This is a genomic window from Nitratireductor sp. StC3 (assembly GCF_003015025.1).
Taxonomy (GTDB): Bacteria; Pseudomonadota; Alphaproteobacteria; order Rhizobiales; family Rhizobiaceae; genus Mangrovimarina; species Mangrovimarina alexandrii.
Map to the genome: position 1 here is coordinate 109,061 of NZ_PYBP01000006.1, position 13,561 is coordinate 122,621.

9 protein-coding genes are annotated in these 13,561 nt (G+C 63.1%); all 9 read right to left on the reverse strand.

The features are described from left to right. Positions 1-34: 34 nt before the first annotated feature. The 9 genes from C7T96_RS14470 to C7T96_RS14510 all read right to left on the reverse strand — a co-directional run bounded on the left by C7T96_RS14470 (position 35) and on the right by C7T96_RS14510 (position 13,342). Positions 35-1,111: a branched-chain amino acid ABC transporter permease gene (locus C7T96_RS14470; protein ID WP_106571956.1), complete on the reverse strand. Its 1,077-nt coding sequence runs from the start codon at positions 1,109-1,111 to the stop codon at positions 35-37. After that, the gene (locus C7T96_RS14475) at positions 1,111-1,491 is read right to left on the reverse strand and encodes a VOC family protein (protein WP_106571957.1); all 381 of its coding nucleotides are present in this window, start codon (positions 1,489-1,491) and stop codon (positions 1,111-1,113) included. Before C7T96_RS14475 ends, C7T96_RS14470 begins: the two co-directional genes overlap by 1 nt. Beyond that, the gene (locus C7T96_RS14480; RefSeq protein WP_106571958.1) at positions 1,491-2,492 is read right to left on the reverse strand and encodes a branched-chain amino acid ABC transporter permease; all 1,002 of its coding nucleotides are present in this window, start codon (positions 2,490-2,492) and stop codon (positions 1,491-1,493) included. The genes C7T96_RS14475 and C7T96_RS14480 overlap by 1 nt, the downstream gene beginning before the upstream one ends. Before the next feature lie 23 nt (positions 2,493-2,515). Next, on the reverse strand, positions 2,516-3,346 hold the full coding sequence (locus C7T96_RS14485; protein ID WP_106571959.1) for an ABC transporter ATP-binding protein: 831 nt from the start codon (positions 3,344-3,346) through the stop codon (positions 2,516-2,518). Next, on the reverse strand, positions 3,343-5,328 hold the full coding sequence (locus C7T96_RS14490; protein WP_106571960.1) for an AMP-binding protein: 1,986 nt from the start codon (positions 5,326-5,328) through the stop codon (positions 3,343-3,345). The genes C7T96_RS14485 and C7T96_RS14490 overlap by 4 nt, the downstream gene beginning before the upstream one ends. Before the next feature lie 304 nt (positions 5,329-5,632). Then, positions 5,633-6,307, reverse strand: coding sequence for a Crp/Fnr family transcriptional regulator (locus C7T96_RS14495; RefSeq protein WP_106571961.1), 675 nt, complete (start codon positions 6,305-6,307; stop codon positions 5,633-5,635). 73 nt (positions 6,308-6,380) lie between these two features. After that, positions 6,381-7,160 (reverse strand): hypothetical protein, encoded by a 780-nt coding sequence (locus C7T96_RS14500; protein ID WP_238719883.1) that lies wholly within the window; start codon positions 7,158-7,160, stop codon positions 6,381-6,383. 248 nt (positions 7,161-7,408) lie between these two features. After that, the gene (locus tag C7T96_RS14505; protein ID WP_106571962.1) at positions 7,409-9,718 is read right to left on the reverse strand and encodes an EAL domain-containing protein; all 2,310 of its coding nucleotides are present in this window, start codon (positions 9,716-9,718) and stop codon (positions 7,409-7,411) included. Between the two features lie 147 nt (positions 9,719-9,865). Further along, entirely contained in the window at positions 9,866-13,342 is a 3,477-nt protein-coding gene (locus C7T96_RS14510; RefSeq protein WP_106571963.1) for an indolepyruvate ferredoxin oxidoreductase family protein, read from the reverse strand. Positions 13,343-13,561: the final 219 nt, after the last annotated feature.

Sequence of the window (13,561 nt, forward strand, 5' to 3'; positions counted from 1 at the left end):
GCCTGGTTCGACCGGTTGGTTTCATTGTATCGCGCTAGTAGGGGAATGGCCAAAGCCTCAACTTTTCTTTTGTCAGGCGCCAGATCTGGGCCAGCCCGTGCGGCTCGACGATCAGGAAAAAGATGATCAGCGCACCGACGGTCATGATCTCGACATGAGCCGCCAGATCTGTCGACCATCCAAGTCCGCCGACCATCACGTTTTTCAGGAACACCGGGAACACAACGATGAAGGCCGCGCCCAGGAAGGACCCCAGGATCGAGCCGAGTCCGCCGATGATGATCATGAACAGCGCGTCGAAGGATTTGTCGATGCCGAACGCCTCGGTCACTTCGGCCGCCCCCAGATAGATGGCAAAGAACATCGCCCCGCCCATGCCGACATAGAAGGAGGAGATGGCGAAGGCCGACAGCTTGGCGTTGAAGGGCGAGATGCCCATGATCTGCGCGGCGATGTCCATGTCGCGCATCGCCATCCAGCTGCGTCCGAGCCGGCCGCGCGTGAGATTGCGCGCCACCCAGGCGAACACGAAGACGAAGGTCAGCGAGACCAGATAGGTCGCCCATGGCGGCGCGTCGGGACCGGTCACCGCCACACCGAACAGCGTACGCGTCGGCATGCTGATCTGGCCCGAGGCGGAGTAGTTGTAGAACCAGCCGAACTTGTTGAAGCACCAGACCAGGAAAAACTGTGCCGCGAGCGTGGCGACGGCCAGGTAAAAACCCTTGATGCGCAGCGAAGGCAGCCCGAACAACATGCCCACCCCGGCCGTGACCGCACCGGACAGGATGATGACCAGCACGATGTTGAGTTCGGGAAACGCGGTCGTCAGCTTGTAGCAGGCGAAGGCGCCGACAGCCATGAAGCCGCCCGTACCCAGCGAGACCTGCCCGCAATAGCCGGTCAGGATGTTGAGCCCGAGCGCGATCATCGACCACACCAGGAACGGCACGAGGATAGACTTTTCCCAATAACCGGTGATGAAGAACGGTACGACAGCGAAACAGAACGCCACGAACAGCCAGAACAGGATGCGTTCGCCGCGAATGGGAAAGGTCTGCATGTCGGCGACATAGGTGGTCTTGAAATCGCCGGCTTCGCGATAGAGCATCAGGCGTCCCCCCAGATCTTGGTGCCCTCGGCGAAATCCTCGCCCTGCGGCCCGACCAGACAGAAGCGATGTCCGCTCGGCGCTTGCATGATGATCCAACGTTCGCGCGTTTCGATCCGGCGCGCGCCGGCGGCCTCCAGCCTGTCGGCCTCGGCCTCGCGGTCGTCTGTTTCGATATCCATGTGAATGCGGGGCGTGTGTTCGACAGCCTGCAAAAGCAGGCGCGGCAAGCGGTCATAATCCCCCACACGGGCATATTTTCCGTCATCGTCGACGATCACCCGTTCGCCGAGCGCCGTGCTCCAGAACGCCGCGGCCTCCGACAGATCGCCCGTCTGACAATCGATCACGAACACGCCGGGCCTGCTCCTGTGTGTCATCAAACCCTCTCGATGATCTTTTCGCCGAACAGGCCCTGCGGTCTGAACAGAAGGAAGACGAGGGCGACGACATAGGCGAACCAGTTTTCGATCGCGCCGCCGACGAACGGGCCGACATAGAGCTCGGCCAGTTTTTCGCCGACCCCGATGATCAGGCCGCCGACGATCGCGCCGGGAATGGAGGTGAAGCCACCGAGAATGAGCACCGGCAGCGCCTTGAGCGCAATCAGCGACAGCGAGAACTGGACCCCGGATTTCGCGCCCCACATGATGCCGGCGACTAGCGCGACGAAGCCGGCGATCGACCACACGATCACCCAGATATTGCGCAGCGAGATACCGACCGACATGGCGGCCTGGTGATCGTCGGCGACGGCGCGCAGCGCCCGGCCGGTGGCCGTGTATTGCGAAAACAGCGTCAGCACCAGCACCAGCGCCACCGCCACCAGCGCCGCCACCACGTCGAGCTTGTCGATATACATGCCGAAATAATCGGATCCTTCAGCCGCCCATTCCCGGGTCACGTCCTCGAGCCAGAACGAGCCGCCGGAGGGAATGCCGATGTCGAGCGCCTTGATGTCGGCGCCCCACATCAGATCGCCGAACCCTTCGAGGAAATAGGCCAGGCCGATCGTGGCCATGAACAGGATGATCGGTTCCTGGTTGACGAGATGCTTGAGCACCAGTTTTTCAAACAGATAGGCGAAGGCGACCATGACCACGAGTGTGCCGACGACCGCCACGAAAGCCGGCAGCGTCCAGCCGAAGTGGTGGAATTCGGTCCCGAAGATCGCATTGATCAGATGCGAAAACGGCACCTGTCCGGTCTGCAGCCCGACCAGCGTCAGCGCCGCAAACAGCGCCATCACGCCCTGCGCGAAATTGAAGATGCCCGACGCCTTGAAGATCAGCACGAAGCCGAGCGCGACCAGCGAGTACATAACACCGGTCATCAGCCCGTTCAGGACCGTTTCGAGGAAATACAGAAAGCCCGGGCTCATGTGACAGCGTTCTCCTGGAGCCGTTATTCGTGCGGAACGCCGAGATAGGCGTCGATTACATCCTGGTTCTTCGACACCTCCTCGGGCGATCCGTCGCCGATCTTGCGACCGTAATCGAGAACGACCACGCGGTCGGAAATGTCCATGACGACGCCCATATCGTGCTCGATCAACGCGATCGTGGTCCCGAACTGGCTGTTGACGTCGAGGATGAAGCGGCTCATGTCCTCCTTCTCCTCCAGATTCATGCCCGCCATCGGCTCGTCAAGCAGAAGCAGCGCCGGCTCGGCCGCCAGCGCCCGGCCCAGTTCGACCCGTTTTTGCAGGCCGTACGGCAGACGCCCGACCGGCACCTTGCGGATGTGCTGGATTTCAAGGAAATCGATGATCTCCTCCACGCGATGGCGGTGCTCCAGCTCCTCGCGCAGCGCCGGGCCGCGCCAGACGGCCTGAGCGAAGAGATTGCTCTTTTGCAGCGTGATGCGGCCCGTCATGATGTTGTCGAGCGTCGTCATGCCCTTGAACAGAGCGATGTTCTGGAACGTGCGCGCGATCCCCTGCCGGGCCGCGTCCGTGGTGCGCATAGCGCGACGCTCCACGCCGCGAAAGGTGATCGTGCCTTCCTGCGGCGTGTAGAACCCGTTGATGACGTTCAGCATCGAGGTCTTGCCGGCGCCGTTCGGACCGATAATGGCGCGGATCTCGCCCTTGCGGACATCGAAGGAGATCTTGGTGATCGCCTTGACCCCGCCGAAGCGCAGCGACACGTCCTTGACCTCGAGCAGCACGTCGCCCTTGGCAACACCGTCGTCGCGGTGAACCTTCAACTCGCGTGGATCGACAGCCCGGTTCATTCGGCCGCCTCCCTCATCGGCTTGGGATCGAGGCCGTAGACGGGCGCATCAGCGATCCGCACCAGAGCCTTGAGACTGCCCTTGCGGCCGTCCTCGAACGTCACCTCGGTCTCGACATGTTTTTCGCTCGTGCCGTCGTAGAGCGCCTCGATCAGCTCGCCGTAGCGCTCGGCGATGAACGAACGGCGCACTTTCTGGGTGCGGGTCAGTTCGCCGTCATCGGCGTCGAGTTCCTTGTGCAGGACCAGAAAGCGGCGGATCTGCGAGGCGGCCATCAGTTCCTCTTCGGCCAGCGAACGGTTCACCGCGTCGACATGGGCGGCCATGTTCTTGTAGACGTCGGGATGGCCGGCCAGCTCCTGATAGGAGCCGTAGGAGACGTTGTTGCGTTCGGCCCAGCTTCCGACCGCTTCCAGGTCGATATTGATGAACACCGCGCAGAAATCGCGCCCGTCGCCGAAGGCGACTACCTCTTTGACGTCCGGATAAAATTTCAGCTTGTTCTCGATGTATTTCGGCGCAAACAGCGCCCCCGAGCGCAGCTTGCCGACATCCTTGGCCCGGTCGATGATCTTGAGATGGCCCTCGGCATCGAACAGCCCGGCATCGCCGGTGTGCACCCAGCCGTCCTCGGTCTTGGTCGCGCGGGTCGCCTCCTCATTTTTGTAGTAACCGACGAAGACGCCGTCCGAGCGATAGAGCACCTCGCCGTTTTCGGCGATCTTGACCTCCACGCCGGGCGACGGCAGACCGACCGTATCGGCCCTGATCTTGCCGTCGGGCTGCGCGGTGATGTAGACGCAGGCCTCCGTCTGACCGTAAAGCTGCTTCAGGTTCAGTCCGAGGGCGCGGTAGAAACGGAACAGTTCCGGCCCGATCGCCTCGCCCGCCGTGTAGCCGACCCGCATGCGCGACAGGCCCATCCGGTTCTTGAGCGGCCCGTAGACCATCAGATCGCCGAGCCGGTATTTCACCCGGTCCCACACCCCGACGCTTTCGCCGTTGAGGATCGGCTCGCCGACCCTGCGCGCATGGGCGATGAAATAATCGAACATGCGCTTCTTCAGCGGTCCCGCATCCTCCATGCGCACCATGATTGCCGTCAGCAGGCCCTCGAACACCCGCGGCGGCGCGAAGAAATAGGTCGGAGCGATCTCCCGACGGTCCTCCGTCACCGTTTCAGGACTTTCCGGACAGCTCACGCAATAGCCGGCCGTGTAGGACTGCGAATAGGAGAACACGTGATCGCCGACCCAGGCCAGCGGCAGATAGGCGATCGTCGTCTCGTCGACGCCGAGATTGTCGAAGGCGTTGCCGTGCAGGGCGGACTTCACCAGATTGTCGTTGGACAGCATCACCCCCTTCGGGCGGCCGGTGGTGCCGGACGTATAGAGGATGATGCCGAGATCGTCGCCCGTACCGGCCTTCAGCGACGTCTCCCAGCGTGGCAAGGCATCGGACGAGGCCGAGACCGCGGCAAGCCCGGCGTCACGCAGATCGGCATAGGAATGCAGGTAGGTATGATCGTAGTCGCGCAGGCCGCGCGGCTCGTCGTAGACGATGTGCTTCAAACTCGGCACGCTGTCGGAAACCGAAAGCAGCTTGTCGACCTGTTCCTGGTCCTGCGCGACGGCGAACTTCACCTCCGCATGGTCGAGCACGTAAGCCATCTCGTCAGCGACCGAATCGGCATAGACCGGCACCGGCACCCCGCCAAGCGACTGGATGGAAGCGAACGACCAGTAGAGCCGCGGCCGGTTCGCCCCGACCACGGCGACCTTGTCGCCGCGCGCGATCCCCAATGTTTCCAGACCGAGGGCGAAGGCTCGCACCTCGGCGAGCTGCTGCGCCCAGGTCCAGCTTTGCCAGATGCCGTAATCCTTGTGCCGCATGGCCGGGCGATTGCCGTACCGGTCGGCGTTCAGCAGCAGATACTTCGGAAACGTATCAAGAGTTCTGTCGGCGTCGGCCGCAGCAACCATCTCCCATCATCCTCCCGAACCCCGCCTTGTCTCTGCGGTTGGTCCACATTTATCGCGCGGCTTGGCCCAGCGCGCAAGTTCACCCATCTTGTCCGTTCGGCTAACCCGGCCGGCTTTTTGCGCATCCGGTCCGTCGTCAGCGCCTTAAAGGTAAAATCACACGAAGGATGGCAGAGATTCAATTTCACGATTGACAGACAAGGGAGGCGATGGTCTGCTATCGGTGCCGAGCTTTTGATTTCCGAGATATATAATCCGGTCCGCCTTTGCTCCCGCTGTGCCCCAGGGTGGTGACGCGCGGCGGTCAAGGTTCGTAGCGTTTCAGCTTTTCCAGCTTGACCACCCGGATGCGGCCGTGCTCGCACCGCAGCAACCCCTCTTCCTCCAGATCCTGCAGGGCGCGGTTGGCGACGGCCCGCGACACGCCTGCAAGCAGGCCGAGCTCCTCCTGGGAAATCTCGATCTCGTCCTTGACCGTCGGGTAAAGCACCGGGTTGAAGAACCAGGACAGGTTGCGGGCGACACGGGCGCGCGGGCTGAGAATACGATCATATTCGATCGTGGCGATGAACTGGCCCATGCGTTCGTTGAGCTGGCGAACAAGAAAACGGCTGAAGCCGCGGCTGTTTTCGTAGAGCCACATGAAGGTCGCGCGGTGCATCATCGCCAGACGGGTGTCGCGCAGCACGACCAGATCGTATTGGCGCGGCTCGCCTTTCAGCACCGAACCCTCGCCGAACCAGCTTCCCGAGGTCGCCCCGGCAAACGTCATCGCCTTGCCGTCGCTCGACACGGCCGAAATCTTGGCCAGGCCGTCGACGACACCGGTCCAATAGTCGAGCCTGTCGCCCCGATGACAGATATAGCTGCCCTTGGCGTAGCTTTTCTCGATGGTGCCGCGGCGCGCGCGCTCAAGTTCCTCGGCGGTGAGTTCTTCGGCCCAGATCGCGGTGCCGACGATGTCTTCCTTCGTGCCCATGTCTTTCCGGACTACCGTGCGACGGTGCCGTTATGAACGCGTGCGCGTCCTAAGACAAGCAGGGTGGGACGGCTCAGGCGGCCCGCTCCGACCGGCGCGCGGTCGGCAGCACCGTCAGCGGTGCGCGCGCGCCGGTGACCGGCCGGTCGAATAGCAGTCTCTGCTCCATGCGGGTCGATTTGAAGAACGGAAACCGGGCGAAGGACCGCTCCTCTATGGCATGCACGTTGGCCTGGAACAGCACCACCGGGTAATTGAGGCCCGGATAGTCGCGCAGCCCGCCGATCTGTTCCGACATATAGATGCGCCGGTAGAAGCCGGTATGGTCTTCCTGAATGGTCGACAGGCAGTAGGGCGCGTTGAAATGGAAACACGCCATGCCGGCGATGCGCAGCGTCAGATAAGGGATCTGCGGATAGATCTGCGACCAGTCCGGATCGGCGGCAAAGCGGCTCGGATCGATGAAGGTGTCGCCGGCCCGAATGCGCGGATTAAGAATATCGCCGTAAACCGTCACCGACGGAGAGACCGGGTGCTTCTTGTTCACATGATGAATGCGGATCGTAGAAACCAGATTGCCGTCGATATAGATGCCGAAACGGTAGCAATTGTCGAGATCGTCGAGGGAATCGTGCACCGCCTGATCGGGTAGTTCCGGCACCATGTCGGCGGCGCGGTAGGATTTGTAGCGCAGCCGGTAGATGTCCTCCAGATCCTCGCCACCCTCCACGCGCCGATATTCGGTGCGCTCGAGCACGGCCAGCACGTTCCTGGCGAATGCGGAGATTTCCGAATGACTTTTCTGAGCCACCGCACGCAACTCAGCGCCCGGTAGTGCCGGATTCGCGTTCATGTCACTCAATTCCCCGTACCTCGTACATTCGACGGTAGACCAAGCGCCGGTCAAGTAAAGCTGAAACTTCTCATGGCGGCGTTTACTTAGCGTTAACGTTAACGCGATGATGGCCTATGGCGCGATCGCACCATGACGCGGCGTCACCCACGCAAGTGCCGGGAACGAAGGGCTGGAAAAGCCGTCATGGACGTGTTGCAGAAGGTTTCGGCATGCGACCCGGGCCACCTTGCCGGGCGGTCCGGAACCTATCGCGCCGCGACCTGGGCGCTGCGCAGATCCTCGGCGAACGGCCACACCGTGTTGGACATGGTTTCGATGCCGGAGGCCGACAGCGCCGCGCCGAACAGGAACCCCTGCAGGAGATCGGGCTTGACCTCTTGCGACAGCAGCCGAAGTTGGTCGAAGGTCTCCACACCCTCCATCGTGACCCTGAGCCCGACCTGTCGCGACAGATGGACGACGCCCTTCAACAGTTCGCGCGAACGCCCGTCTTCGGTGACGTCCTTGAGGAAACTGCGGTCGATCTTGACCTTGTCGAGCGGCAGGGTGTGGAGATAGCTCAGGCTGGAATAGCCGGTACCGAAATCGTCGAGCGCGATCCGCACCCCGAGATCGCGGATCTCCTGCAGATATTTGCGCGTCGACAGTTTGTCGTCGAGGATCGCCGTTTCGGTGACTTCGATCTCCAGCCGCTCCGGCGCCAGGCCGCTCTCGGCGAGCGCATCGGCGACGGTGGCGACAATATCGGAATCGCGAAAATCGCGCGCCGACAGATTGACCGAGACGCCGATCGGTTCGGGCCATTTGGCACATTCTCGGCAGGCGGCCTTCAAAACCTGGACGCTGATATCGGAGATAATGCCCATTTCTTCGGCCAGTGGAATGAAAACCCCCGGCGAAACCGCGCCGAGTTCGGGATGCTGCCAGCGGCACAACGCCTCGCAGCTTTCGATGCGCATGGAATCCATGCCCACGATCGGCTGGTAGACCACGCGCAGCGCATTCGCCTCGACCGCACTGCGCAAATCCGATTTCAGCATCTGCTTTTCGCGGAAGGCGGCATCCATCGACGTCTCGAAGAGCTGCCAGCCGTTCTTGCCGGTTTCCTTGGCCCGATAGAGCGCGAGATCGGCCTTCACCACCATGCCGTCGACGTCGCCGAACGCGACCGGCAGCAGCACCGCGCCCGCGCTCATCTGCACACGCAGCAGGTGACCGGCCACGTCGACCTCGTCGGCAAGCCCCTCGAAAATTCCGTCGAGAATCTGGCCGAGATGAAGTTCGTCGTGAACGCGGTCGAAATAGACGACGAATTCGTCGCCCCCGAACCGACTGACCTTGACGTCCTCGTCGGCGAAGCAGCCGAGCTTCTCGGCGATCGCGTAGATTAGCCCATCGCCGACGGGATGGCCGAGCGTGTCGTTGACCGTCTTGAAATCGTCCATGTCGAACACGGCGAGCGCGCAGTTGCGTTCGCGGTCGCCACCGGCCATCTGCTCGGCAACGATCTCCTGGAAATAGGCGCGGTTGGGCAGTCCGGTCAGCGTGTCGTAACGCGCCATGTGACGGATCTTCTCGTCCGCCTGAACCCGCTGGGTCACGTCCTCGAACGTGATCACCCCGAGTTCGTCGTGCCCCTCGCGCGCCGAGAATTCCAGATAGCGTCCGTCGGACAGGCTGACCAGCAGCTTTCGGGTGCGGCCTTCGCGCAGGGCGCGGGTGAGCTGGCCTTCGACGAAACCGCAATCCTTGTAGGAGATCAGTCCCCCCGCCGCGCCGCGCATCAACAGCGCCTTGAGCGAACGTCCGACGAGATGGTCGGGCGTGGCAACCGACATCAGTTGTGCGGCCTCGGCATTGGCCACGACGACGCGGCTGTCCGGGCCCAGCATCACCAGCCCATGCGACATGGTGTTGAGCGCCCGGTTGAAGCGCTGCGCGAGCCGGTTTGCCTTCTTCTCTTCCGAAAGCGCCGAAAACAGCACTTCGCGCACCGTGTCGGCGAAGCGCCGGATGGCGAAGAAGAAGGGAAAGGCCATGCAGCCCAGAATGATGTGATAGATGTCGCCGCGCAGAATGAAACCGATCGAGATCGGCCACGTCATGGTCATGATGAAGATCATCACCATGCGCGGCGACCCGTAATTGCGTCCGGCGATCGACGTCGCGGAGGCCAGTGTCACCGCCACGGAGGCGATTTCGGCAAAACTGTCATGGGCCAGATAGATGCCCACAAAGCAGAAAAAGCCCAGCATGAAACCATGCATGGACCCGAACACGATATAGTCTCTCTCGCGTGCCTTGGCCTCGGCGGCGCTCGCCGGCGGAGGGCGGTTGCTGTATTTGCGGATATTGCGCAACCGCAGAATGCCGACCATGACCATGGCGACGGCGACCAGGAGATAGAGCGGATCCCCGGTTTTCCAATAGCATAGAACGACGAGCAGGGTCTGGGCGACGAGACCGATCGACAGCGTCAGCCCGTCGCGGAAAAGCGTTTCCACGAACGGGATGTAAATATCGACCGGGATGTCGCGCTTCTTGATCCTGTCCATGCCGTGGTCCGCTCAGGAAGCCGGACTATGGCACGGTCCTGTTAATAAAACGCTTCCCGCGCGTGTGGCCGCGCGCGCCTTGCAAAGTTGCACCGGCTGCGACGGTCTCGGTCCAATACCTGTCTCACCGGGGTGCCGAGGCGACCGCTATTCCGCCGCTTCCAGCGTTGCGGCCGCGTCACCGGCCTTGAAACGGGCAAGCAGCCGCGTCCTTTCCTCCGCCGCCTTGCGCGCATTGGCATCCTTGACGTGGCCATATCCCTTGACGATCTGCGGCAGGCTGGCAAGGGCGGCCGCGGCCTCGGCGCGCTCGGGCGTCAGACCGGATAGCACCATGTCGAGATCGGCTTCGTACTCGGCCAGGAGACGACGTTCCATGCGCCGCTCCTGCGAATAGCCGAACAGGTCGAGCCGGGTGCCACGCAGCCCCTTCATGGCGGCGAGCAGGCGAAACGCACGCATCATCCAGGGTCCGAAAACGGTCTTTTTCGGCCGGCCGTCGGCGCCCTTTCTGCCCATGATCGGCGGCGCCAGATGGAATTCGAGCCGGTCGTAGCTTTCGAACTCGGCCGAGAGCTGCCTGGCGAACGACCCGTCCGTATAAAGCCGGGCGACCTCGTATTCGTCCTTGACCGCCATCAGCTTGAACAGGTTGCGCGCCACCGCCTCCGTGACAACGCTCGAGCCGGGAACTGTTTCGGCCTCCTTCGCCTGCACAGCCGCGACCCGCCTGCAGTAACGCTCGCCATAGGCCCGGTCCTGGTAGGCGGCAAGAAACGCGGCGCGGCGCGAAACGATCTCGTCCAGCGTGTCGGCCGGTTTTTCGGCACTCGCGGCGGCGCCGGCCCGCCCGATCAGCTCGCGCACGAATGCCGGCTCGTGCGCGGCCCGTCGCCCCCAGCGGAACGCATCGACATTCATGGCCACCGCCTGGCCGTTGAGCGCGATCGCTTGTTCGATCGCCTCGGCCGAGACCGGCAGTCCGCCATGCTGATAGGCCATGCCGAGCATGAACATATTGGCGCCGAGCGAATTGCCGAACAGGGCCGCGGCCGCACGCGTGGCGTCGAAGAAATGAGCCTTGTCTGCGCCCGCGGCCGCCCGGATCGCCTTTTTCAGCCTCTCGGCCGGCAGCGAAAATCCCGGCGAGCGGGCGAAGTCGCCTGGCATGATCTCGGCCGTGTTGGCGATGAACACGGTCTCGTTCTCGCGCACGGCCGACAGCACCTTCTTGGAGCCCGAGACGACCAGGTCGCAGCCCAGCACCATGTTTGCCTTGCCGGCCGAGACCCGGATGGCGTGGACCGCCTCGGGCGTCTCGGCGATGCGCACATGGGTAAACACCGCCCCGCCCTTCTGGGCCAGACCAGCCATGTCGATCAGGCCGCAGCCGCGCCCTTCCAGATGCGCGGCCATGCCGAGAACCGCCCCGACAGTCACGACGCCGGTACCACCGATGCCGTCGATGATCCCCGACCAGCCGCCGGAAAGCGACGACAACGCGGGTGCGGGCACGCCCTCCAGCGGATCGACCGAACCGGCAATGCCCCGCGATTTGCGGATTTTCGCCCCGTGCACCGTGACGAAGGACGGGCAAAAACCGTTGACGCAGGAAAAATCCTTGTTGCAGCTCGACTGGTCGATGCGCCGTTTGCGCCCGTATTCTGTCTCCACCGGCTGGATTGACACGCAGTTGGACTGGACGCCGCAATCGCCGCAGCCCTCGCACACGAGTTCATTGATGATGACGCGCTTGTCGGGATCGGGATAGGTGCCACGCTTGCGCCGCCGCCGTTTTTCCGCCGCGCAGGTCTGGTCGTAAAGCAGCACCGACACGCCCTTGACCTCGCGCAATTCGCGCTGCACTGGGTCGAGATCGTCGCGATGATGGATCGTCGCTCCGCTGGGAAAGCGTGCCGCGCCTGCATATTTGTCGGGTTCGTCGGTGACGATTGCGATGCGCGCCACCCCTTCGGCGCGCATCTGGTTGGCGATCATCTCCACACTCAGCGCGCCCTCGTGCGGCTGCCCGCCGGTCATGGCAACGGCGTCGTTGTACAGAATCTTGTAGGTAATGTTGGCGCCCGAAGCGATCGCGAAGCGCACCGCCAGCGATCCGGAGTGATTGTAAGTGCCGTCGCCGAGATTCTGGAAGATGTGCGCGCGCTTGGAAAACGGCGCCTGGCCGACCCATTGCGCGCCCTCCCCGCCCATCGCGGTGAAGCCGACCGTGTTGCGGTCCATCCAAAGCGCCATGAAATGGCAGCCGATGCCCGCGCCGGCGATCGAGCCGTCGGGCACCTTGGTGGAGGAGTTGTGCGGGCAACCGGAACAGAAATAGGGCGTGCGGCTGGCCACGTCTGTGCTCTCGGCCAGCATGGCCTGGAACTGTTTGAGACGGTTGACCCGGGCCGCGATCTCCTCCGAGGGCCCGATCACCTTGAGGATCCGCTCGCCGATGGCGATGGCGATGTCGTTGGGATCGAGCGCCCCCTTGGCAGGAAACAGCCAATCGCCGCGCTCGTCCTTCTTGCCGACGACCACCGGCTGCATGGCGGTTCCGTAGAGGTCCTCGCGCACCTGAACCTCGATCAGCGACCGCTTTTCCTCCACGACGATGATCATCTCCAGGCCACGCGCGAAATCGCGTATGTGCTCGAGGTCGAGCGGCCACGGACAGGCGACCTTAAACAGGCGCAGACCGATGCGCTCCGCCCCGGCCTCGTCGATGCCGATATCCTCCAGCGCCTGACGCACGTCGAGATAGCTCTTGCCGACGGTGATGATGCCGATCTTGGGTGTGCGTCCCCCCGAATAGACGATCTTGTTGAGATTGTTGACGCGGATGAAGGCCGCCGCCGCAGCCCGCTTGTATTCGTGCAACCGGGCTTCCTGCCCCATCTGGTCGAGTTCGTGGCGGATATTGAGCCCGCCGGGCGGCATGTCGAACTCGGGCAGTACGACGTTCAGCCGGTCGAGCGCGACATCGACCGAACCGGTCGATTCGATATTGTCTTTCACGCATTTCATCGCCGACCATGTGCCGGCGAAACGCGACAGCGCGAAGCCGTGGAGCCCGTAATCGACCAGTTCCTGGACCCCGGCCGGATTGAAGATCGGGATCATCGTGTCGACGAACAGGAACTCGGTCGCGTGCGCGTTGGTGGAGGATTCGGCCGTGTGGTCGTCGCCCATCAGGGCCAGCACGCCGCCGTGCCTGGACGAGCCGGCCAGATTGGCGTGCCGGAACACGTCGCCGGACCGGTCGACCCCCGGCCCTTTGCCGTACCAGAGCGAAAACACGCCGTCATGCTTGCCTTCGCCGAGCAGTTCGGTCTGCTGCGCGCCCCAGCACGCGGTCGCGGCCAGTTCCTCGTTGAGACCCGGCTGAAAGACGATGTTGGACTGCTGGAGTTCGGCCTTGGCCCGCCACAATTGCTGGTCGAGCCCGCCGAGCGGCGAGCCGCGATAGCCGGAGACGAAACCGGCCGTGTCCAGGCCGGCGCGCCGGTCGCGCTCGCGCTGCATCAGCAGCATGCGGATGATCGCCTGCGCGCCGGACACATAGATGCGCCGCTTTGCCAGGTCGTATTTGTCGTCGAGCGAAACGTCGTGAAGGGTCATCGGTTCCTCCGCGATGCCCGCTGCCGCGCGAACATCGCTTTCCCGCAGGAGTGTTCAATTCCAGAGCCTCCGCGTCAAACAAATTTCGCAAAACCTGACACGGCGCAACATCGCTACCGGCACCAACGCGCCGATGGAAGATCGTAACCGCAGACGGGCCGGCGGCGTATTTTCCTTATCCGCGCGCAAGCCGGCCGAAAAGCCGCAACGCGACCGCCC